Here is a 20585-nt window from a genome sequence, read left to right on the forward strand (position 1 = left end):
TCGACCACAAAAGCCCTGACCGGTGGCAAGGTGGACAGTCCGGACCCTGTACACCCGACCTCAGCGAGACACCATGACCGCACACGCAGCCACCGCTTCCCGTACCCGCACCGGCGGTCCCCGGGACGACGGGCCGAAGATCCTCGAACACGTCATGGGGTGGGTCCTCGTCGCCGTCGTGGCCATGTTCGTGACCCAGCTCGGACTGCTCTGACGCCGGTGTCCGCGACCTCCGGCGCTGTGATCTGACACACCGTTCGACCTGACATACTGACGTCGTCCCGCCGACCGTTGAGACCAGGGTCGACCTTGAACATCAGTCACCAGCGCGCCGGTGCCCGTCCCCAGGCGCGCGGCACCGAGCGCTCACTGGCACGTCGCGCCGAACTCATCTCCATCGGGCGGAAGTTGTTCGCCGACACGTCCTACGACGCGCTCTCGATGGACGACATCGCCCGGCAGGCGCACGTCGCCAAGGGGCTGATCTACTACTACTTCCGGTCCAAGCGCGGCTACTACATGGCGATCATCCAGGACTCCGTCGCCGACCTGGTCTCCTTCGCCGCGAGCGGCCTGGAGCTGCCCCAGGTGGACCGGGTGCACCGCACGGTCGACGGCTACCTGCGCTTCGCGGAGCACCACCAGGCCGCCTACCGCACGATCGTCAGCGGCGGTGTCGGCTTCGACACCGAGGTGCACGCCATCCGGGACGGGGTGCGCGAGGCCATCGTGGCGACCATCGCCGAGGGCGCGTACGGCCGCAGCGACATCCCGCCGCTGCCCCGGACGGGCCTGCTGTCCTGGGTGTGCAGCGTGGAGGGCGCCACCCTCGACTGGATCGACCGCCCCGACCTCTCCCGCGAGGTCATGTGCGACCTCCTGGTGAGGACCCTGGGCGGCGTCCTGCGTGCCGTCGAGGAACTGGACCCCGCCTTCCCCGCGCCCGAACCGGCGCGCCGGAACGCCTGACCCGCCCCCGGGGCGGAGGCTCGTGGTCCTCCGCCCCGGGGGCCCTCGCGGGTCCGGCTAGCCGATGGCCTTGATCAGCTCACCCCCCGCCGTGTCCCCGCTCAGCTCCCAGAAGAAGGTCCCGCCCAGGCCCTGCTGGTTCTTGTACGCCGTCTTCGTCGCGATGGTCGCCGGGGTGTCGTAACTCCACCATTCACTGCCGCACTTCGCGTAGGCGGTGCCGCCCACCGTCCCGGTCACGGGGCACTTGGTCCTGAGCACCTTGTAGTCGTCGATGCCCTGCTCGTACGTCCCCGCCGCCGGACCGGTCGCGGTGCCGCCGGGTGCCGCCTGGGTGACGCCGGCCCAGCCTCGCCCGTAGAAGCCGATGCCGAGCAGCAGCTTCGCGGCGGGGATGCCGAGTCCCCGGAGCTTGGCGATGGTCGCCGAGGTGTGGGTGCCGGCCTTCGGGATGCCGGTGTAGGAGTTCAGCGGCGAGTGCGGGGCCGTCGGCCCGGTGGCGTCCCAGGCGCCGAAGTAGTCGTACGTCATCGGGTTGTACCAGTCGACGTACTGGGCGGCGCCCGCGTAGTCCGCCGCGTCGATCCTGCCGCCCGCCGAGGCGTCGGCGGTGATCGCCGCCGTGACGAGGTTGCCGGAGCCGAACTTCGCGCGCAGTGCCCGCATGAGGCCCGTGAAGGCCGTCCGGCCGCTGGTGTCGCAGGTGGCGCCGCAGGCGTTCGGATACTCCCAGTCGATGTCGATGCCGTCGAAGACGTCGGCCCAGCGGGAGTTCTCGACCAGGTCGTAGCAGGACCGGGCGAACGCGGCCGGGTCGCCGGTCGCTTCGCCGAAGCCGCCCGACCACGTCCAGCCGCCGAAGGACCACAGGACCTTCAGGCCCGGGTGCTTCTTCTTCAGCTCACGCAGTTGGTTGAAGTTGCCGCGCAGGGACTGGTCCCAGGTGTCGGCGACGCCGTCGACGGACTCGGCGGCGGTGTGGGTGCGGTCGGTGGCGGCGTAGGCGTCTCCCATCGCGCACCTGCCGCCGGTGACGTTCCCGAAGGCGTAGTTGATGTGGGTCAGTTTCGCCGCCGAGCCCGACGTCTCGATGTTCCTGACGAGGTACTTGCGGTCGTAGACGCCCCATTCCGTGAAGTAGCCGACGACTTTCGAGCCGGCGGCCGCCTGCGCGGACGGGGCCGCGGTCGTGGAGGCGGTGGCGTTCGTGGTCGTGGAGGCGGTGGGGGTCGGGGCCGAGGAGGCGGTGGCGGTCGTGGTGCCGGCTCCGGCGAGCAGGCCGGCGCCCAGGACGGCCGTACAGGCGGCGGCGACGAGCGCCCGGATCCGGGAGCGCCGGCGGTGCGGAGGATGCTGCATCGGGTGTCACCTCGTGGGGGGAGGGAGCGTGCGCCGATTGGCATGAACGCGAAAATGCGGTGCCCGAGAGCGTAGGAGGACTAGACCAGTTCGGTCAATGGTGCGGACCAAGCTCGTCGGCTCCGGCCGTGCGGGCGGCGGGCGCGGCGGGCATACTCGCAGCGCCCGGTCTCCGCCGGCCCGGGCAGGAGGCCTCCGGTGGGCCCAGGGAGGAGAGTGCCGCCATGACCGACCGCTCCCCGCCGCCGGTGGACCGCCTCCTGCCCACGGACGAGGCCCGGGACCTGCTCGCCCTCGTCCGGGACATCGCCGGCCGCGAGATCGCCCCGACGGCCGCCGCGGAGGAGGCCGCCGGGCGCTTCCCGCGCGCGCTGTTCACCCTCCTGTCGGAGGCTGGTCTCCTGGGCCTGCCGTACGACCCCGCGTACGGCGGCGGGGGCCAGCCCTACGAGGTCTACCTCCAGGTCGTGGAGGAACTGGCCGCGGCCCGGCTCACCGTCGGGCTCGGCGTCAGCGTCCACACCCTGGCCACCTGCCCGGTCGCCGACCACGGCACCGAGGAGCAGCGGGCCGCGCACCTGCCCGGGATGCTCGGCGGCGGGCGGCTCGGCGCCTACTGCCTGTCCGAGCCGTCCTCCGGTTCGGACGCGGCCGCGCTGCGGACCAGGGCGGTGCGCGACGGCGACGAGTGGCGGATCAGCGGCACCAAGGCGTGGGTCACGCACGGCGGCGTCGCGGACTTCTACACCGTCCTGGCGCGTACCGGCGGCGAGGGTCCGCGGGGCATCACCGCGTTCCTGGTCCCCGGTGACGCCGAGGGCCTGACCGCCGCGCCGCCGGAGCGGAAGATGGGGCTGCGGGGCTCGCCCACCGCCCAGCTCCACTTCGACGGCGTACGGATCCCCGACGCGCGCCGCGTCGGTGACGAGGGGCAGGGCTTCGCGATCGCCCTGGCCGCGCTGGACCGCGGGCGGCTCGGCATCGCGGCCTGCGCGGTCGGGCTCGCCCGGGCGGCCCTCGACGAGGCGGTCGCGTACGCCGGGCAGCGGCGGCAGTTCGGGCGGCCGATCGCCGACTTCCAGGGGCTGCGCTTCCTGCTCGCCGACATGGCGACCCGGATCGAGGCGGGCCGGGCCCTCTACCTGGCGGCGGCGCGGCTGCGGGACGCCGGCCGGCCGTTCGCGCCGCAGGCGGCCATGGCCAAGCTGTACTGCACCGACGCCGCGATGCAGGTCACCACCGACGCCGTCCAGGTCCTCGGCGGCTACGGCTACACCGCGGACTTCCCCGTCGAGCGCTACCTGCGTGAGGCCAAGGTCCTGCAGATCGTCGAGGGCACGAACCAGATCCAGCGCATGGTCATCGCCCGTCACCTAGTGGGTCCGCAGACCCGCTGAACTGGCCCGGACGCACCGGCGGGGCCGCCAGGCGCGCCCACTCCGGGTCGTGCCGGCCCGGCAGGGTACGGCCCCGGTCGGCCCAGGCGCGCATCACGGCGCGGTAGATCGGCGGGTCCGGCAGGGGCGGCGGAGCCGGCGGAACCGATTCTGCGGACGCCGGGACGTAGAGCTGGCGGTGACGCCCGGGCGCTGTCGAGTAGGTGAGGACCATACCGGGGCAACGCGCGGGCGCGAGTCCGGGTCACCGGCCCGGTCGGTCGGGCGTGAGTTCGGAGGGTGCCCCCGGGCCCCGTCGCGGCGAGGCCGGGCGAGGTGTGGTGGGGTGGGGCGAGGGTCGTCGGTCCGTAACCGGCCGTCCCCTGGCGCGTCCCGCTGCCGACGTGGATTGACGCGCCGTCAAGTCCACTGCCGTCGACTTCACTCGACCGGTCATGCGCCGTCAGGCCCGCTCGGCCGGTCATGGGCTGTCGGGCTCGCTCGGCCGGTCGTGCGCTGCCAGGCTCGCTCGGCCGGTCATGGGCTGTCGGGCCCGCTCGGCCGGTCGTGCGCTGCCAGGCTCGCTCGGCCGGTCATGGGCTGTCGGGCCCGCTCGGCCGGTCGCTGTGCGGCGGGTGGGCGTCCTGTCGTACGCCGCCCATCAGCGTGCCGCCCAGTGTGCCGCCCATCGGTGTGCCGCCCAGCGGCACGGCACTTCGGTGTGGCGCGTCGCGCGGCGTCTCGTCTTGGTCGCCGGAGAGGCCCCGGTGCGGACACACCGGTCCTGCACCACGGCATCCTGGGCAACGGCAGCCCAGGGCCACGGTGCAGGGCAGTTGACGAAGGCGGGCCGACTCCGGCCGGGCCGAACGCTCAGGCGGCGTGGCGGCGCATCGTGGGCACGCGCATCGGGCGCGAGGCCGGGCCGCCGACGTGCGAGAAGGGCTGCATGCGCCAGTCCAGGCCCTGAGGGAGCGTCAGCAGCAGCGCGGTGTCCTGCTCCTGGGGCTCGAAGGACTCGTCCGCGGGGCGCGCCTCGGACGCCGTGCGGCCCGTACCGGCGCAGACCGTGAGCCCGAACGGGTTCCACGGCGAGGCGCACAGCGCGTGCTCCGGCAGGATCTCCTCGTCCGCCAGCAGCGCGATGGGCTGCGCGCAGTCCGGGCAGATCACCCGGTACATCTCGAAGGTGTCGTACGCGTCGAACTCCTCGCCGTCGTCGGCGAGTTCGGCGTCGAAGCCGTCGGGTTCGACGCCCTCCGGCTCGAGTTCGACGACGACGGGCTGGAACCGCTTGGGCACGGTACGACCAGGGCGCTTAAGACTCTGCATGGGATTCTCCCCCTCGGGCTGGGCCGTGAAGGCGCTGCGGCCTCGACCACAGCAAGCACTTCCCAGACCGTCTCGGGGGTAATCACGAGAACATCACGAAGCCCGGGCAGGGCTTGTGGCGTTCGTCACATGCCGTGCGCAGGTGCCCGTGTGGACCGGTCCGCCGGGGCGGCCCGCACGTGACTCCGGGTCACATCACGAACCCGTATGACCTGGGCTGCATAGGTATACGAGGAGATCGCATGCCCTGTAAGTTCTTGCGCCATGGAGGAGCTGGACCGACAAATCGTGCAGCTGCTCGTCAAGGACGGGCGGATGAGTTACACCGATCTGGGCAAGGCCACGGGCCTGTCCACCTCGGCCGTGCACCAGCGGGTGCGTCGGCTGGAACAACGCGGCGTCATCCGCGGATACGCGGCCGTCGTCGACTCCGAGGCCGTCGGGCTGCCCCTGACCGCGTTCATCTCGGTGAAGCCGTTCGACCCCAGCGCCCCCGACGACATCGCCGACCGTCTCTCCGGCGTGCCGGAGATCGAGGCCTGCCACAGCGTGGCGGGCGACGAGAACTACATCCTGAAGGTGCGGGTGGCCACCCCGCACGAACTGGAGGAGCTGCTGGGCCGGCTCCGGGCGCTCGCCGGCGTCTCGACGCGGACGACGGTCGTCCTGTCCACCCCGTACGAGGCCCGGCCGCCGAGGATCTGAGGGGTCCGCGTGCCGGGCGGCCGGGGCGGGGCGCGACACTGTGTCCATGAGTGAGCGCACCCCCGAGCCGAAGACCGTCCTGCTCCGCCGAGGAGAGGTCCACAGCCCCGCCGACCCGTTCGCGACCGCGATGGTCGTCGAGCGCGGCCAGGTCGCCTGGGTCGGCTCCGAGGGTGCGGCGGATGCCTTCGCCGACGGCGTCGACGAGGTGGTCGACCTGGACGGCGCCCTGGTCACCCCCGCGTTCACCGACGCCCACGTCCACACCACCGCCACCGGCCTCGCCCTGACCGGCCTGGACCTGTCGGCCGCCCCCTCCCTGGAGGCGGCCCTCGCCCGCGTCCGCGACTTCGCCGCGGCCCACCCGCGGGACAAGGTGCTGCTGGGCCACGGTTGGGACGCCTCCCGCTGGCCCGGCGGCCGCCCGCCGACACGCGCGGAACTGGACGAGGCCGCGGGCGGCCGTCCCCTCTACCTCTCCCGGATCGACGTCCACTCCGCGGTCGTCACCACCGCCCTGCTGGACCTGACCCCGGACCTCGGCCGGGCGGACCTCCCGCCGGACGGGCCGCTCACCGCCGACGCCCACCACGCCGTACGCGCCGCGGCGTTCGCGGCCGTGACGGCCCGGCAGCGCACCGACGCCCAGCGCGCCGCCCTCGCCCACGCCGTCTCCCTCGGGATCGGCTCGGTCCACGAGTGCGCGGGCCCCGAGATCTCCTCCGAGGACGACTTCACCGGACTGCTGCGGCTCGCCGCCGAGGAGCCGGGCCCGCGGGTCGTCGGCTACTGGGCCGAGCGGGACGTGGACAAGGCCCGCGAACTCGGCGCCGTCGGCGCGGCCGGCGACCTCTTCGTCGACGGCGCCCTCGGCTCCCACACCGCCTGCCTGCACACTCCGTACGCCGACGCGGTCCACACCGGCCGCGCCTACCTGAGCGCCCCCGACATCGCCGCACACGTCGTGGCCTGCACCGAGGCCGGCCTCCAGGCGGGCTTCCACGCCATCGGCGACGCCGCCGTCTCCGCCGTCGTGGAGGGCGTGCGCACCGCCGCCGACACCCTCGGCCCGGCCCGCGTCCGTGCCGCCCGCCACCGCGTCGAGCACGCCGAGATGCTCACCCCGGAGACGATCGCCGGCTTCGCCGAACTCGGTCTGACGGCCTCCGTCCAGCCGGCCTTCGACGCCCTGTGGGGCGGTGAGGACGGCATGTACGCCCGGCGCCTGGGCGCCGGCCGGGCCCGCACGCTGAACCCGTTCGCCACCCTGCTGCGCGTCGGCGTCCCCCTCGCCTTCGGCTCCGACAGCCCGGTCACGCCCCTCGACCCGTGGGGCACGGTCCGCGCCGCCGCCTTCCACCGCACGCCCGAGCACCGCGTCTCCGTGCGCGCCGCGTTCACCGCCCACACCCGCGGGGGCTGGCGGGCGGTCGGACGCGACGACGCGGGCGTGCTGGTGCCGGGCGCGCCGGCGGACTACGCGGTGTGGCGCACGGAGGAACTGGTCGTGCAGGCACCGGACGACCGGGTGGCCCGCTGGTCCACCGACCCCCGCTCCGGAACCCCCGGCCTGCCCGACCTGACTCCGGGCTCCGACCTGCCCGTCTGCCTGCGCACGGTGGTCGGCGGGCGGACGGTCTTCGTACGGCCGGGGGAGTGATCCCCCAGGACGGCGGGCGGAGGATCACCCGTCCGCCCGCCCTCCGGCGATCTTGCCGCTGACCAGCGCATTGGCCGAAGACCCGCAGGTCGAACGGCTGTTGACAGGCGACGGCGGGGGGCCGGTAGGTTCGGCCGAGTCCACCACCGGACGCCCCGCCGGGGAACGTCCGCGCACTCGCCGGGGCGCCGCTGGGTCAGGGACGGTCCGCCGCACCGGCGTACCGCCACTGGGAGCCAGGCTCAGCGCCCGCGTCGTGGCGAGGGACCGTTCCGGCCGGTCGGGGAGGTGTGACCCGGATGGGGCCCGGGCGCTCAGTAGACAACGGCTTTCGGTCGACCCGCAGCCAGCGGGTCCCAGGTCGGCCCGAAGAGCGCCGGGCCCCCATCCGCAGCACGCCGGGGCACACCCGTCCGCAGTAGCCTCGTACATACAAGCCCAAAAGCGCGTACATACCCCGCTTTTCTGAAAACGACACCACCATACGAACGTCCCGTCACGTCGGCGCAGGCGGCGGCCACTATGGTGGTCCCCTGCGTACGGACACGAAGGGGCAGCAGTGAACGACGGCGACGCGACCCGCGCGGCACAGGACCGTGGGAGGCAGTTCGGTCCGCTCGGCAAGGCCTTGGTGATCATCCCGACCTACAACGAGGCCGAGAACATCAAGACCATCGTGGGCCGGGTGCGCGAGGCTGTCCCCGAGGCCCACGTCCTCGTGGCCGACGACAACAGCCCCGACGGGACCGGCAAGCTCGCCGACGAGCTGGCCGCCGCCGACGACCGGGTCCGGGTGCTGCACCGCAAGGGCAAGGAAGGGCTGGGCGCCGCCTACCTCGCGGGTTTCCGCTGGGGCCTGGAGCACGGCTACGGCGTCCTGATCGAGATGGACGCCGACGGCTCGCACCAGCCCGAGGAACTCCCCCGTCTGCTGACCGCCCTCAAGGGCGCCGACCTCGTCCTGGGCTCCCGCTGGGTGCCGGGCGGCCGTGTCGTGAACTGGCCCAGGTCCCGCGAGATCATCTCCCGCGGCGGCAGCCTCTACTCACGCCTGGCCCTGGACCTGCCCCTGCGGGACATCACCGGCGGATACCGCGCCTTCCGCCGCGAGACCCTCGAGGGCCTCGGCCTCGACGAGGTCGCCTCCCAGGGCTACTGCTTCCAGGTCGACCTCGCCCGCCGCGCGGTCAAGGCCGGCTTCCACGTCGTCGAGGTGCCCATCACCTTCGTCGAGCGGGAACTCGGTGACTCCAAGATGAGCCGCGACATCCTCGTCGAGGCCCTGTGGCGGGTCACGGCATGGGGCGTGGGGGAGCGGGTCGGCAAGATCGCGGGCAAGGGGGAACGGCAGGAGCAGCGGGAGCAGCGGGAGCAGCCGGCACAGGCCGGGGTTCCGTCGTCCGAGGGCGCGCCGCCCGCCGGCTCGGGTTCCGACGGTTCGTCGTCCGAGGGTTCGGTTTCCGAGGGTTCGGTTTCCGAGGGCTCGACTTCCGGGGGTGTGGTGTCCGAGGTCCCGGTGTCCGAGGTCCCGGTGTCCGAGGCTTCGGTGTCCGGCGGCTCGGCCTCCGGCGGCTCGGCTTCCGACCGTCCGGCCGCCGCCGCGCCCGCTCCCGAGTCGCCGTCGTCGCCCGAGTCGCCGTCGCCCGAGTCCCACAGGAACGACTGATCGTCCTCTTACGCCGTGCTGAGCCGCGCCCAGGCACACTGGGTGCATGACGACTGGCGCTTCGACCCCCTCCCCGACGGCCCGGCCCCGGCGCTCCCGCCTGCGGACGGCTCTGCCGCTGGGCGTGGCCGCGTGGCTGGTGCTGGAGATCTGGCTGCTGACCGTGGTCGCGGGCGCGGCCGGCGGAGTCACGGTCTTCCTGCTGCTGGTCGCCGGGCTCGTCCTCGGCTCGGTGGTCATCAAGCGGGCCGGCCGCCGCGCCTTCCAGAACCTCAACGAGGCGCTCCAGCGCGGCACGCCCCCGTCCCGGGGCGGTGGCAACGGCCTGATGATGCTCGGCGGTCTGCTGCTGATGCTCCCGGGTCTGATCTCCGACGCCCTCGGCCTGCTCCTGCTGCTCCCGCCGGTCCAGAAGGCCGTCGGGCGCTCGGCGGAACGCGCGGTGGACCGCAGGCTCCGGGAGGCCGCCCCCGGCTCCCTGGGCGATGCCTTCCAGCAGGCCCGGATGCATCGCCCCGACGGGAAGGTGGTGCAGGGCGAGGTGATCCGGGACGACGAGCGCGGAAGCGACGCGGGCGACCCGGGTGCGGGCCCGCGCCCGCCGCTGACACGCTGACCGCCAGGTGACCGCCGGCGCCGGCCGGGCCGCTCCGGCCCCGTCCGGCGCCGCACGCGTCGCCTGGCCTCCCGCACACGCCCGGACGCACAACGCCCGCGGACCCACAACGATCCCGGACGCACAACGACCGCGGGCGCCGTACGTCTTTCACGTACGGCGCCCGCGGTCATGTCACGTGCGCTGGTGGTCTCGCCCAGCCCCGCAGGACTACGCCGACTTGCGGCTGTCGCGGGGATGAACCGCGAGGTTCATCGCCCCCGACCGCAGCACGGCCAACCGCTCCTCGAGAACCTCTTCGAGTTCCTCACGGGTCCGCCGCTCCATCAGCATGTCCCAGTGCGTACGCGCGGGCTTGGCCTTCTTCTCCTCAGGGCCGTCGCCGTCCACGAGGAGTGCCTGGGCCCCGCAGACCTTGCACTCCCACTCCGGCGGGATCTCCGCCTCGACCGAGAAGGGCATCTCGAAGCGATGTCCCTTCTCGCATGCGTACTCCACGGCCTGGCGCGGGGCCAGGTCGATGCCGCGGTCCGTCTCGTAGCTGGTCACCACGAGGCGCGTGCCGCGAAGAGCTCGCTCACTCATGAATCGTGCCTCCCGGGCTTGTCGCCCACAGGACAGGTGTCGCTGTCGTCGTCATCCGGTCAACGTCCGGTCGGCGGTAAAGATTCCCGTTCCGAGTCCCGTCCCGGGTCATGCGTCGCCGTCGTAGCCGCAGCCTTGTCAACCAGTGCAGTACCCACCGGCGCCCGGTTTGTCACATCTGAAAGGAGATGTCACCCAGCGTTTCGGCATCTTTGACGCGCAGTAACGGTACGCCTGGCAGGCCAAACGCGTACACTACCGCCCTTTCGCCCGGAGTGCTAAATCCTTTCCGGTACCGGGTTCCCCGCGTCCCCGATCGCCCGTCGCACCGGAACCCGCGCGAGCAGCGCGAACCCGAGCACGAAGAAGATCACCAGCGAGATGATCGCGTCCCGGTAGCTTCCGGTCAGCTGGTAGGTGAGCCCGAACAGCAGCGGCCCCAGCCAGCTCATCCCGCGGTCGCTCACCTCGTACGCGGAGAAGTACTCGGCCTCCTTGCCGGGCGGTACGAGATGGGAGAACAGGGAGCGGGACAGCGCCTGGCTGCCGCCCAGCACCAGACCGATCGCCGCCGCCAGCAGGAAGAAGCCCACCGGCACGCCGGCCGGCAGGAAGTACCCGGCGCCCAGCGTGAGCGTCCACGCCACCAGCGAGCCGAGGATCGTGCGCTTCGCGCCGTACCGGCGGGCCAGGCGGCCCATCGCCAGGGCGCCCGCGACGGCCAGTACCTGCACCAGCAGGACGGCGCCGATGAGGGTGGACTGGCCGAGGCCGAGTTCCTCGGACCCGTAGATCGAGGCCTGGGAGATCACCGTCTGGATGCCGTCGTTGTAGACGAGGTAGGCGAGGAGGAACGCGAGGGTGAGGGGATGGCGGCGCATGTCGCGGACGGTCGCCGCGAGCTGCCGCAGGCCGGGGGCGGTCGCCTCGCGGACGGCCGTCGGCCGGTCGCGCAGCCTGAGCAGCGGGACGAGGGCGAATTCGCCCCACCACAGGCCGGCCGAGGCCAGGCAGATGCGGACGGCCGTCGACTCGGATACGCCCAGGGAATCATGGCCGAGGTACAGCCCCAGGTTCATCACCAGCACCAGTGCGCCCGCCGCGTACCCGAAGGCCCAGCCGCGCGAGGAGACCGCGTCGCGTTCCTCGGGCGGGGCGATCTGGGGCAGATAGGAGTTGTAGAGCATCATCGCCACGGACTGGGCCGCGTTCGCCACGACGAGCAGTGCGCCGCCCAGCAGATAGCGGTCGCCGGAGAGGAAGAACATGCCCGTCGTGGCCGCGGCGCCCACGTACGCGGCGGCCCCCAGCAGGGGCTTCTTGCGGCCCGTGCGGTCGGCCGCCGCGCCCACCAGCGGCATCACCAGCACGGCCACGATCACCGAGAGGGACACCGAGTACGCGAAGAACGAGCCCGCGCGGACCGGGATGCCCAGCGGGTGCACGTACCCGCCGGCGTCCGCCGCCTCCTTGGCGACCGACGTCAGATACGGTCCGAGGAACACGGTGAGCACGCTCGTCGAGTAGACGGAGCAGGCCCAGTCGTAGAAGTACCAGCCGCGCTGCTCGCGCCGCCGCCCCGCGGCGTCGTCGGCCGCCGTCCGCACGGTGTCGGTGCCCACCCGTGCCCTCGCTTCCCCGCTGAGAGTGGCCGCGCGAGGGACGCGGACCGGGGCGCGGCCGGGGTCAGACCCAGACGCCCCGGTCCTCCATGACCTTGCGCAGTGTGTCGATGTGATCGGTCATGATGCCATCGACTCCCAGGTCCAGGAGCCGGTGCATCCGATCCGCTTCGTTGATCGTCCACACGTGCACCTGGAGCCCGCGCGCGTGGGCGGCGCGCACGAAGCGGCGGTCGACGACCTGGATGCCCGACTGCGCCTCGGGCACCTGCGCGGCCACCGCCGACCGGCGCAGCGCCGCGGGCACCCCCCAGGACCGCAGCCGCAGGTTGAGCACACCCCGGGTGCCGTACGACGTCGCGAGGCGCGGACCGGCCAGCCGCTGGGCCCGCAGCACCCGGGCCTCGGAGAAGGAGCCGACACACACCCGGTCCCACGCCCCCGCCCGCCCGATCAGGTTGAGCAGGGGGTGGAGGGCCGACTCGGCCTTGATGTCCACGTTCCAGCGCACCTCGGGGAAGGTCTCCAGGAGCTCCTCGAAGAGCGGGACCGGTTCTTCGCCGCCCACGCGCGCGTGCCGCACGTCCGCCCAGGGCAGGTCGGCGATGCGGCCCGCGCCGTCGGTCACCCGGTCCAGTGTGGCGTCGTGGAAGGCGACGAGCCGGCCGTCGCGGGTGGCGTGCACATCGGTCTCGATGTAGCGGTAGCCCGTCGCGACCGCCTGCCGGAACTGCGCCGCGGTGTTCTCCAGACCGTCCGCGGCCCCGCCGCGGTGCGCGAACGGGATCGGCCCGGGATGGTCGAGGTAGGGGTGGCGTACGAGGGTGCTCACGGACGAAGTATCGCCCCGCGGGGTGACCCGGTGGCAACGACCGGGCTGCCGACGGATGCCGTCGGCACGGCGAACACCCGCAGGAAGAGCTGGGCGAGCGGGCCGATCGAGACCGCGTACAGCAGCGTGCCGACGCCGACGGTGCCGCCGAGGGCGACACCGGTCACCACGACCGCCACCTCGACGGCCGTGCGCATCAGACGGACCGAACGGCCGGTGCGCCGGTGCAGGCCGGTCATCAGGCCGTCGCGCGGCCCCGGCCCGAAACGGGCCGCGATGTAGAGGCCGGTGGCCGCGCCGTTGAGGACGATGCCGGCCACCAGGAGCGGCGCGCCGGCGGTCAGGCCGTGCGCGTCGGGGACGAGCGCGAGCGTGCCGTCCATGGCGAGGCCCACCACGAAGACGTTGGAGACGGTGCCGAGGCCCGGGCGCTGGCGCAGCGGGATCCACAGCAGCAGCACCCCGGCTCCCACCAGGATCGACACGGCCCCGATCGACAGACCGGTCAGTTCGGCCAGACCCTGGTGCAGCACGTTCCAGGGTTCCAGGCCCAGGCCGGCCCGGACGAGGAGGGCGGAACTGGCGCCGTAGAGCGCCAGGCCGACGTAGAGCTGGAGCAGTCGGCGGATGAGGCCGCCCTTCGACGGTGGCATGGACAAGGGGTCCCCCTGTGGCGGTAGTGGACTGACCATGGCACTCTGTGGCTTGAAGGGAAGAGTCATCCATGGCCAATTCGGGGAAGGTGGACTGGTAACCATGGCGCAGTGGACCTCGGCGGTGGGGGCCGCGCAGCTCGCGCGGCTGCTCATGTCCCAGCAGGACCGTCCGGCGGGCCCCGGGACGCGCCGCCCGCCCGCCTACCGCGCGCTCGCCGACGGCATCCGCCTGCTGGTCCTGGAGGGGCGCGTCCCCGTCGCCGCCCGGCTGCCCGCCGAGCGGGAACTGGCGCTGGCACTGTCCGTGAGCCGTACGACCGTCGCCGCCGCCTACGAGGCGCTGCGCGCGGAGGGCTTCCTGGAGTCCCGGCGCGGAGCCGGCAGCTGGACGGCCGTCCCGGCCGGGAACCCGCTGCCCGCGCGCGGCCTGGAACCCCTGCCGCCCGAGGCCCTCGGCTCCGTGATCGACCTGGGCTGCGCGGCCCTGCCGGCGCCCGAGCCCTGGCTCACCCGCGCCGTGCAGGGCGCGCTGGAGGAGCTGCCGCCGTACGCGCACACCCACGGCGACTATCCGGCGGGCCTGCCCGCCCTGCGGTCGATGATCGCCGAGCGCTACACCGCGCGCGGGATCCCCACGATGCCCGAGCAGATCATGGTGACGACCGGTGCGATGGGCGCGATCGACGCCATCTGCCATCTGTTCGCCGGGCGCGGTGAGCGCATCGCGGTCGAGTCGCCGTCCTACGCCAACATCCTGCAGCTCATGCGTGAGGCGGGCGCCCGGCTGGTGCCCGTCGCCATGGCCGAGGGGCTTGCCGGGTGGGACCTGGACCGCTGGCGCCAGGTGCTGCGCGAGGCCGCGCCGCGGCTGGCCTACGTCGTCGCCGACTTCCACAACCCGACCGGCGCGCTCGCCGACGAGGACCAGCGGCGCCGGCTGGTGGAGGCGGCCCGGTCGGCGGGGACCGTACTCGTCGCCGACGAGACGATGAGCGAGCTGTGGCTCGACGAGGACGCCGAGGACGCCGAGGGCGCCGGGATGCCGCGGCCGGTGTGCGGCTTCGACCCCGCCGGCTCGACGGTGATCACCGTCGGGTCGGCGAGCAAGGCCTTCTGGGCCGGGATGCGCATCGGATGGGTCCGGGCGGCTCCGGACGTCATCCGCAGCCTGGTCGCGGCACGCGCCTACGCCGACCTGGGCACACCGGTGCTGGAACAGCTGGCGGTGAACTGGCTCTTCAGCACGGGCGGCTGGGAGCAGGCCGTGGAGCTGCGGCGCCGCCAGGCCCGGGAGAACCGGGACGCGCTGATCGCCGCGGTACGGCGGGAGCTGCCGGACTGGGAGTTCGCGGTGCCCAGGGGAGGGCTGACGCTGTGGGTGCGCGCCGGGGGCCTGTCGGGGTCGCGCCTCGCCGAGGCGGGGGAGCGGGTGGGGGTGCGGGTGCCCTCCGGTCCGCGCTTCGGTGTCGACGGCGCCTTCGAGGGGTACGTGCGGCTGCCGTTCACCGTGGGGGGCGCGGTCGCCGAGGAGGCGGCGGCACGGCTGGCCGCGGCGGCGCGGATCGTGGAGAGCGGGGGGACCCTGGGGGCGGAGGGTCCGCGCACGTTCGTCGCCTAGTGCTGTGACCGCATGGGTTCACCGGCTTGTCGAGGAGTGTGTGGTGTGTGGGCCGGGGCCGGCGGTCCCGGCCCGCACACGTGCGTCAGGCCACCGTGCCGGCAACTCCGGTGCGACCGTCCGGCACGCCGACGATCGTCACGATGATCTGCTGACGGATGTCCTCGCCAAGGACGCTGACCAGCGCGTCGGTGGTGGTGGCGACCAGGCGGGCGGGAGCGTCCGGGATCTCTGGAAGGTGATAAGCGGCCTCGCGCATGCTGAGAGTGACGAGCGGGGCGTCGATCTCGGCGGGGACGCCGCCGATGCCCCGGCGGCGCTGCGGGATGCCGATCAGGTCCACCCCGACCAGGCGGCGGAACTCCTTGCCGTAGACGGCGCCGACCGCGTCGGTCAAGGCGCTGATCAGCTTCGGTTCGACCGTCCCGTCGAGGGCTCCTTCGCGGATGTGCACGCTGAGGTGCGGCATGGTGGAGTCTCCGTTCGCGCTGGTGGGTACCATGAAGAATTCACTTTGCGAGCAAAGCAAAATAGCTTTGAAGGTAAAGGTAAGTTGGGAGGGGTGTGCGATGTCAACACCCAGGGCGCACGATGCCGACGAGGGTGACGGGAACGGAGTGGATGACACCGTCAGGGCCCTGCTGCTGCTCATGCCCCGCATGGTGGGCCGGGTGAAGAAGATCCCCGTGCCTGAGGCGCTGCGGTCCTTCTCGCTGGCGCCGCGTCACCTCTCCCTGCTCTCCTACCTGCTCTTCGACGGGCCGATGACCGTGAACGAGCTGGCTGCTCGACTTCGGATCGCCCCAACGACGGTTAGCCTGCTGGTCGGCGACCTGAGCCGGCAAGGAATCCTGGAGCGGCGCGAGGACGAGGCGGATCGGCGCCGGCGGATCATCGGCATCGCGGCCGACCAACAACCTGCGATCACCTCCTGGCTCGCCCCGGGCGCGGCCGCATGGCGCAAGGCACTGGCCCCCCTGACACCGGATCAGCGGCAGGTCTTCCTCGACACACTGCTCGCCTACGAAGCCGCGGTCAGCGGCGGGGAACCGGACTGAGCCGAGCCCTGCCCGCAAGAACGCCATGGCTGCGGTCGGCCGCTTCGGTTCCTGACCTCTGGGCAGTGGCCGGCCGCTTCGTCGTCGGAGCGCCTGGGTGGCTGCGGGCGGCTGCCTCGGTTTCGGGGGCCTCGGCCGGGGGCGGGTGTTTCCCGTTCTTACGAGGTGTTTCCCGTTCCTACGAGTGTTTCCCGTGCCTACGAGCCCTCGGTGGCCATGGCCTCGGCCGGGACCGGCAGCGTCTCGCCGTCCGCGGGGGTCGTGCGCGGCGGCAGCAGGTCCAGCACCGCCTGGCGGTGCGCGTCGCTGGTCGCGTCGTCGTACGGGTCCGGCGTCGCCGGCACCTGGAGGCGGTGCACGGGCCCGGTGCCCAGCCGGGCGTAGCCGCGGCCCGGCGGGACGTGGTCGACGGGGGTGGTGTGCGGGCGGGCGCCCAGGACCGACTCCACGAGGGCGGCCGGCGCCGGCCCGAGGACGACCCGCGCGCGCGTGTGCTGCCGTACGGCGTCGCCGAGGGCTTCGAGGCTGTCGAGCTGTTCGGCCACGGCCACCGTGACATGGGCCGCGCGGCCGTGCCGGAGAGGGACCTGGAGGAAGGCCTGCGGGTCCTTGCGGCCCTCCGCCTCGGCGAGGTGCGTGAACGCCGTGGGACGGTCGAGGAGGATCCACAGGGGGCGCTTGGTGTCGTCCGGCGGCGGCTTGCCCTCCTGGCGGGCGCTGTTCGCGGCGACGAGCCGGCGTTCGGTCTCCTGCGCCGCCCACTCCAGGCCGGTGAGCACCCCGGCCAGCCCGACCTCGACGCCCAGGACGCCGTCCCGGCCGGTCAGACAGGCGTACTCACCGGTCCCGCCGCCGTCGACGACGAGGACGTCGCCGTACCGGAGGGCCTGGAGGGCGATGGAGCGGAGCAGGGTGGAGGTGCCGCTGCCGGGCTGGCCGGTCACCAGCAGGTGCGGCTCGGTGGATCGGATGCCGGTGCGCCAGACGACCGGCGGGACGTCACGCCGGTCCCCGCCGAAGCCGAGGGGGAGCGTGCGCGGGACCTGGGAGGGGTCGGTGAAGCCCAGGACGGTCTCGCCCGGCGCGGTCACGAAGCGCTGGGCGGCGATGTCGGTGGGGAGCGGGTGGAGGACCGTCACGGTGAGCGCGTTGCCCTCCTCGTCCCAGTGGAAGTGGTATTCGCGGCCCCGGCCGCACTTGGCCGCCAGCAGGTGCTCGACGCGTGCGCGCTCCTCGGCCTCGCCGTCCGGGAAGTACGCCGGGTAGGCCACCTCGAGGTGGGTGACGCGGCCCGAGCCGTCGAACTCGTACGACGGGAAGGCCTTCTCCCACTCGCCGCCGTGGGCGTAGAGGGGAGAAGGGTCCTCCTCCGTGGAGAAGTACGGGACCAGAGCCTCGTACAGTGCCTGGAGTCGCTGGGTCTGCGACTCGTCAGGGCCTTCGGGAGCCGGTGGGGTGCGGTCCCGGCCCTGCCAGGCCGCCGCCGCCATCAGCGTGCTGACGGCGAGCAGCGGGCCGTACGGCACCAGGGCCACGACCAGGATCACCGAGGCCGCCAGGAACAGCAGCGGCCCGCGCTTGTCCCTGGGGGTCTCGGCACATCTGCGCCGCCCGGCCGAGGCCAGCCGGCCCAGACCGCGGGTGATCGTGATCAGCGGATGGAGGACGTCGGTGGCACTGTCGGCCGCCGTCCGGGCCAGCTCCCGGCTCCGGGCGATCTGCGCGCTGCCTGTGCTCAGGATGCGGGGGAGGGGGCGCCGGGCCACTGCGGTCTCCTGGAGGTGCGTACGGATGGTGGGGGTGCCCCCGGGACGGAGCCTGTCGGAGCCCTGGGGGAGGACAGCGGGACGGGCGGCGTCAGAACTTGATGCCGCCGAGCAGGCTCGCCAGGCTCTCGCCGCCCGCCTTGATGCTCGGCGCGATGGCCGTACTGGCCAGGTAGAAGCCGAACAGGGCGCAGACCAGGGCGTGCGACGCCTTGAGCCCGTCCTTGCGGGAGAAGAGGAAGACGATGATGCCGAGCAGGACCACGCCTGAGATGGACAGGATCATGTGAGTTCTCCTGGTTCGCGGGGACAGTCACCATGAGTTCTTCCAGGATCACAGGATGTATCCATACGATTAAAGGTGCAAATGGGTGAAATCCGGCAGATTTCCCCCTGATGGCGGAACCCTCGAAGGGCCCTCTGAGCAGGCGAGTTGCGTCGAACGGGCCCGGTGGCGATCTTTGCCTTCGGCGGGTCCCGTCATGTGCCCGTCGAGCCAGTACCCTGGCGATTCACCTGAACGGCTGCAACGAGAGGCGGTCCGGCCGATGAGCGAAGCCCCCGACCCAGAGGTCGTGGAGCTGGCGACCAAGATCTTCGATCTGGCCCGCCGGGGACAGACCGAGGCGCTCGTGGCGTACGTCGACGCGGGCGTTCCGGCCAACCTCACCAACGACCGCGGCGACACCCTCGTGATGCTCGCCGCCTACCACGGCCACGCCGACGCGGTGCGGGCCCTGCTGGCCCGCGGCGCCGACGCCGACCGCATCAACGACCGAGGCCAGACACCGCTCGCCGGGGCCGCCTTCAAGGGCGAGACGGAGGTCGTCAAGGCCCTCCTGGAGGCAGGCGCCGACCCGGCGGCCGGCACCCCCTCGGCCGTCGACACGGCCCGGATGTTCGCGCGCACGGAGCTGCTCCAACTGTTCGGCGCCAGTGACGCCGACCCTCCTGAGCAGCCCTGATCGGCGAGGACGAAGTTCTGAGCAGGTAAATCGACGACCACGGGGGAGGCGGTACGGGGCCGCCGGAAATTTCGGTCGCGGCGGGCTGAGCTGCCGGGTCATCATGACGACGTGATTCACGGACGCGATGGCCGGGCAGGTGTTGCCGCACCGCGCGGGCCGTGATGCGGCCCGTATGGGCCACCGACGAGAGGCAGAGGAAGATGGCTTGCAGCAAGCAGGAAACGGCGGGCGCCCCGACGTGTTGTCACGCGGCCAGGTAATGCACGTCCCCGGTTGCGTCGACGCTTGATGTGAGGCTGTTTCCCATGTTCGATCCGGTCATAGCGCCCAGCGGTACGCTGCTCGGCCTGCTCCAGCGGGGCCGCGGCGACGGCACACTGCACGCGCTCACCGCCCCCCGCCCCGAGGCGCTCGCGGCACTGAACCACTGTGTGCTGCGCGACCCCCGCCACGACTGGCAGGTGGAGAACCGCTCCCTGTACTACGCCCGCCTCTACCTCGACCTCGGCGGCGACCTGGGCGAGATCGAGGCGCACCTCTTCGACGCCGAGGACGCGTTCGACACCGACGAGTCCCGCACCGGTCTCGCCCTGGCCGTCCTGGGCCACCTCGCCTCCTACGGCAGGCGGGACGCCCTCGAACTGCTCCGCAGGTACGCGGCCTCGGGGGCCAACTGGGCCTGGGCCCTGGACGAGCTCGCCCTGCGCGACGACGACGCCGGCCTGCGCGCCCTGGCCGCGCCCGTGCTCGCCCGGTTCGCCACCGACGCCGAGGGCGAGGCCGAGCTGGCCGCCGCCGTCCGGGACGCCTTCGAGCCGCGGCCCTGGCGGCTGTGGGCGGAGGATCCCCGCGAGTACGTCTCCACGCGTGTGCGTGCCGCCCGGGAAGCCGGTTGCTTCGACCGCTGGCAGCGGCAGATGAGCCCCACCGGCCCCCGCCCCGGCTGGAGCGTGCAGGCCGTTTTCGAGTGGGCCCAGCAGGGCGTCGAACGCGGCGCCGCGCTCCATGTGCCCGCCGCCCGCTGCCTCACCGCCGTGGCCGGGCCCGAGGACCGGCCCGAGATCGTGCGGGCGGCCCGGGACGGCTCCGAGGGCGCCCGGTGCACCGCCCTGCGCTACCTCGCCGACAGCGAGGATCCCGACGCCCTGGCCCTGATCGAGGCTGCCGTGGCCACCGGCTCGGCGGCCGTCGTGGAGGCCGCCGTCGACGCGTTCGAACGCATGCGCGGTGCCGCCGCCGTCGACCGGGCCCGCGGCTGGGCGCACCGGCCCGACGCCCTGGGCGCCGCCGCGGGCCGCGTGCTGGCCTGCCGAGGCGGCACCCGTGACAGCGACCTCGTCCTCGCCGCCCTGCGCGAGGCCGTCCGCGGCGAGGGCTGCGACGCGCCCACCCTGTGGACCCTCGTCGACGGCACCGGACGCCTCGGCATCGTCTGCGCGGCCCCCGTCCTGCGCCACATCTACCGCGAGACCGCCTCGTCCCACCTGCGCGGGCGCTGCGCGCGTGCCCTCGCCGCCACCGACCCCTCCTTCGCCACCGGCTTCGCCGTCGAGTGCCTGTGGGACTGCGAGGAGACCACCCGCGAGATCGCCGCCCGGCACGCCGAGACCGGTGACGCCCGGGTCGTCGAACGGCTGCGCCGGCTCGCCGCCGACCCGGCCGAGGAGGCGGAGGTCCAGACGGCCGTCCGCAGCCGGATCGGACCGGACGCGACGTCCGCCATGTGAACCCCGGGCCGAGCCGTGCCCGCCGGGTGAACACGGGGTGACCTTCCGGACGGGCGGGCATGGACACCGT

The 20585-nt window shown here is 73.1% G+C and carries 19 protein-coding genes and 1 pseudogene; 11 read left to right on the forward strand and 9 right to left on the reverse strand.

The features are described from left to right. The first annotated feature begins 73 nt into the window (after positions 1 to 73). Positions 74 to 214, forward strand: coding sequence for an SCO1431 family membrane protein (locus ACFV9M_RS28410; protein ID WP_385067160.1), 141 nt, complete (start codon positions 74 to 76; stop codon positions 212 to 214). Positions 215 to 309: 95 nt separating this feature from the next. Then, positions 310 to 969 carry a TetR/AcrR family transcriptional regulator gene (locus ACFV9M_RS28415; protein WP_385067161.1) on the forward strand — a complete coding sequence of 220 codons (660 nt, stop codon included), beginning with the start codon at positions 310 to 312 and terminating at the stop codon, positions 967 to 969. 57 nt (positions 970 to 1026) lie between these two features. On the opposite strand, the gene ACFV9M_RS28420 is transcribed toward ACFV9M_RS28415, so the two are convergent. Further along, complete coding sequence (locus ACFV9M_RS28420) at positions 1027 to 2328, reverse strand: glycoside hydrolase family 18 protein (RefSeq protein ID WP_385067163.1); 1302 nt, start codon at positions 2326 to 2328, stop codon at positions 1027 to 1029. Between the two features lie 224 nt (positions 2329 to 2552). Here ACFV9M_RS28420 and ACFV9M_RS28425 point away from each other — a divergent pair, with 224 nt between their 5' ends. Then, a complete protein-coding gene (locus tag ACFV9M_RS28425; protein WP_385067166.1) occupies positions 2553 to 3725 on the forward strand; it encodes an acyl-CoA dehydrogenase family protein in 1173 nt (390 codons plus the stop codon). An 852-nt stretch (positions 3726 to 4577) separates the two neighbouring features. Here the strand turns inward: ACFV9M_RS28425 and ACFV9M_RS28430 are convergent. Then, positions 4578 to 5036, reverse strand: coding sequence for a hypothetical protein (locus tag ACFV9M_RS28430; protein ID WP_385067169.1), 459 nt, complete (start codon positions 5034 to 5036; stop codon positions 4578 to 4580). 264 nt (positions 5037 to 5300) lie between these two features. Here ACFV9M_RS28430 and ACFV9M_RS28435 point away from each other — a divergent pair, with 264 nt between their 5' ends. The 4 genes and pseudogenes from ACFV9M_RS28435 to fxsA all read left to right on the forward strand — a co-directional run bounded on the left by ACFV9M_RS28435 (position 5301) and on the right by fxsA (position 9683). Then, positions 5301 to 5741 carry an Lrp/AsnC family transcriptional regulator gene (locus tag ACFV9M_RS28435; protein ID WP_385067172.1) on the forward strand — a complete coding sequence of 147 codons (441 nt, stop codon included), beginning with the start codon at positions 5301 to 5303 and terminating at the stop codon, positions 5739 to 5741. Between the two features lie 46 nt (positions 5742 to 5787). Next, on the forward strand, positions 5788 to 7401 hold the full coding sequence (locus ACFV9M_RS28440) for an amidohydrolase (protein ID WP_385067175.1): 1614 nt from the start codon (positions 5788 to 5790) through the stop codon (positions 7399 to 7401). 559 nt (positions 7402 to 7960) lie between these two features. Further along, a pseudogene (locus tag ACFV9M_RS28445) lies at positions 7961 to 8738 on the forward strand (polyprenol monophosphomannose synthase); the annotation flags it as partial. Between the two features lie 375 nt (positions 8739 to 9113). Continuing rightward, positions 9114 to 9683, forward strand: a complete 570-nt coding sequence (gene fxsA, locus ACFV9M_RS28450) for an FxsA family membrane protein (protein WP_385067178.1) — start codon at positions 9114 to 9116, stop codon at positions 9681 to 9683. Positions 9684 to 9893: 210 nt separating this feature from the next. Here fxsA and ACFV9M_RS28455 read toward each other — a convergent pair whose 3' ends face one another. From ACFV9M_RS28455 to ACFV9M_RS28470, 4 genes are all read right to left on the reverse strand, one after another. Next, positions 9894 to 10268 carry an RNA polymerase-binding protein RbpA gene (locus tag ACFV9M_RS28455; protein ID WP_010357981.1) on the reverse strand — a complete coding sequence of 125 codons (375 nt, stop codon included), beginning with the start codon at positions 10266 to 10268 and terminating at the stop codon, positions 9894 to 9896. Between the two features lie 278 nt (positions 10269 to 10546). Beyond that, positions 10547 to 11890 (reverse strand): MFS transporter, encoded by a 1344-nt coding sequence (locus ACFV9M_RS28460; protein WP_385067179.1) that lies wholly within the window; start codon positions 11888 to 11890, stop codon positions 10547 to 10549. Positions 11891 to 11954: 64 nt separating this feature from the next. Continuing rightward, a complete protein-coding gene (locus tag ACFV9M_RS28465; RefSeq protein ID WP_385067182.1) occupies positions 11955 to 12722 on the reverse strand; it encodes a glycerophosphodiester phosphodiesterase in 768 nt (255 codons plus the stop codon). Next, a complete protein-coding gene (locus ACFV9M_RS28470; protein WP_385067184.1) occupies positions 12719 to 13375 on the reverse strand; it encodes a YitT family protein in 657 nt (218 codons plus the stop codon). The genes ACFV9M_RS28465 and ACFV9M_RS28470 overlap by 4 nt, the downstream gene beginning before the upstream one ends. A gap of 103 nt (positions 13376 to 13478) precedes the next feature. Between ACFV9M_RS28470 and ACFV9M_RS28475 the strand changes: the two genes are divergently transcribed. Then, positions 13479 to 14996 carry a PLP-dependent aminotransferase family protein gene (locus tag ACFV9M_RS28475; protein ID WP_385067186.1) on the forward strand — a complete coding sequence of 506 codons (1518 nt, stop codon included), beginning with the start codon at positions 13479 to 13481 and terminating at the stop codon, positions 14994 to 14996. 85 nt (positions 14997 to 15081) lie between these two features. Here ACFV9M_RS28475 and ACFV9M_RS28480 read toward each other — a convergent pair whose 3' ends face one another. Beyond that, positions 15082 to 15465 carry a hypothetical protein gene (locus ACFV9M_RS28480; protein ID WP_385067189.1) on the reverse strand — a complete coding sequence of 128 codons (384 nt, stop codon included), beginning with the start codon at positions 15463 to 15465 and terminating at the stop codon, positions 15082 to 15084. A 100-nt stretch (positions 15466 to 15565) separates the two neighbouring features. Here ACFV9M_RS28480 and ACFV9M_RS28485 point away from each other — a divergent pair, with 100 nt between their 5' ends. Next, a complete protein-coding gene (locus ACFV9M_RS28485; protein ID WP_385067192.1) occupies positions 15566 to 16054 on the forward strand; it encodes a MarR family transcriptional regulator in 489 nt (162 codons plus the stop codon). 197 nt (positions 16055 to 16251) lie between these two features. On the opposite strand, the gene ACFV9M_RS28490 is transcribed toward ACFV9M_RS28485, so the two are convergent. Both ACFV9M_RS28490 and ACFV9M_RS28495 read right to left on the reverse strand, forming a co-directional pair. Further along, positions 16252 to 17820, reverse strand: a complete 1569-nt coding sequence (locus tag ACFV9M_RS28490; protein ID WP_385067195.1) for a hypothetical protein — start codon at positions 17818 to 17820, stop codon at positions 16252 to 16254. 91 nt (positions 17821 to 17911) lie between these two features. Then, a complete protein-coding gene (locus tag ACFV9M_RS28495; RefSeq protein ID WP_385067198.1) occupies positions 17912 to 18106 on the reverse strand; it encodes a hypothetical protein in 195 nt (64 codons plus the stop codon). A 262-nt stretch (positions 18107 to 18368) separates the two neighbouring features. On the opposite strand from ACFV9M_RS28495, the gene ACFV9M_RS28500 reads away from it, so the two are divergent. After that, complete coding sequence (locus ACFV9M_RS28500) at positions 18369 to 18785, forward strand: ankyrin repeat domain-containing protein (protein ID WP_385067201.1); 417 nt, start codon at positions 18369 to 18371, stop codon at positions 18783 to 18785. 308 nt (positions 18786 to 19093) lie between these two features. Continuing rightward, positions 19094 to 20515, forward strand: a complete 1422-nt coding sequence (locus ACFV9M_RS28505; RefSeq protein ID WP_385067204.1) for a HEAT repeat domain-containing protein — start codon at positions 19094 to 19096, stop codon at positions 20513 to 20515. Positions 20516 to 20585: the final 70 nt, after the last annotated feature.

This window comes from Streptomyces sp. NPDC059895 (assembly GCF_042731035.1).
Classification (GTDB): domain Bacteria; phylum Actinomycetota; class Actinomycetes; order Streptomycetales; family Streptomycetaceae; genus Streptomyces.

What these genes read in the sequence shown, in the direction of transcription:
- ACFV9M_RS28495 (WP_385067198.1), bottom strand. Translation starts at nt 18,106, where the DNA reads ATGATCCTGTCCATCTCAGGCGTGGTCCTGCTCGGCATCATCGTCTTC.
- ACFV9M_RS28440 (WP_385067175.1), top strand. Translation starts at nt 5,788, where the DNA reads ATGAGTGAGCGCACCCCCGAGCCGAAGACCGTCCTGCTCCGCCGAGGA.
- ACFV9M_RS28500 (WP_385067201.1), top strand. Translation starts at nt 18,369, where the DNA reads ATGAGCGAAGCCCCCGACCCAGAGGTCGTGGAGCTGGCGACCAAGATC.
- ACFV9M_RS28420 (WP_385067163.1), bottom strand. Translation starts at nt 2,328, where the DNA reads ATGCAGCATCCTCCGCACCGCCGGCGCTCCCGGATCCGGGCGCTCGTC.
- ACFV9M_RS28470 (WP_385067184.1), bottom strand. Translation starts at nt 13,375, where the DNA reads ATGCCACCGTCGAAGGGCGGCCTCATCCGCCGACTGCTCCAGCTCTAC.
- ACFV9M_RS28430 (WP_385067169.1), bottom strand. Translation starts at nt 5,036, where the DNA reads ATGCAGAGTCTTAAGCGCCCTGGTCGTACCGTGCCCAAGCGGTTCCAG.
- ACFV9M_RS28505 (WP_385067204.1), top strand. Translation starts at nt 19,094, where the DNA reads ATGTTCGATCCGGTCATAGCGCCCAGCGGTACGCTGCTCGGCCTGCTC.
- fxsA (WP_385067178.1), top strand. Translation starts at nt 9,114, where the DNA reads ATGACGACTGGCGCTTCGACCCCCTCCCCGACGGCCCGGCCCCGGCGC.
- ACFV9M_RS28410 (WP_385067160.1), top strand. Translation starts at nt 74, where the DNA reads ATGACCGCACACGCAGCCACCGCTTCCCGTACCCGCACCGGCGGTCCC.
- ACFV9M_RS28425 (WP_385067166.1), top strand. Translation starts at nt 2,553, where the DNA reads ATGACCGACCGCTCCCCGCCGCCGGTGGACCGCCTCCTGCCCACGGAC.
- ACFV9M_RS28480 (WP_385067189.1), bottom strand. Translation starts at nt 15,465, where the DNA reads ATGCCGCACCTCAGCGTGCACATCCGCGAAGGAGCCCTCGACGGGACG.
- ACFV9M_RS28485 (WP_385067192.1), top strand. Translation starts at nt 15,566, where the DNA reads ATGTCAACACCCAGGGCGCACGATGCCGACGAGGGTGACGGGAACGGA.
- ACFV9M_RS28475 (WP_385067186.1), top strand. Translation starts at nt 13,479, where the DNA reads ATGGCGCAGTGGACCTCGGCGGTGGGGGCCGCGCAGCTCGCGCGGCTG.
- ACFV9M_RS28435 (WP_385067172.1), top strand. Translation starts at nt 5,301, where the DNA reads ATGGAGGAGCTGGACCGACAAATCGTGCAGCTGCTCGTCAAGGACGGG.
- ACFV9M_RS28455 (WP_010357981.1), bottom strand. Translation starts at nt 10,268, where the DNA reads ATGAGTGAGCGAGCTCTTCGCGGCACGCGCCTCGTGGTGACCAGCTAC.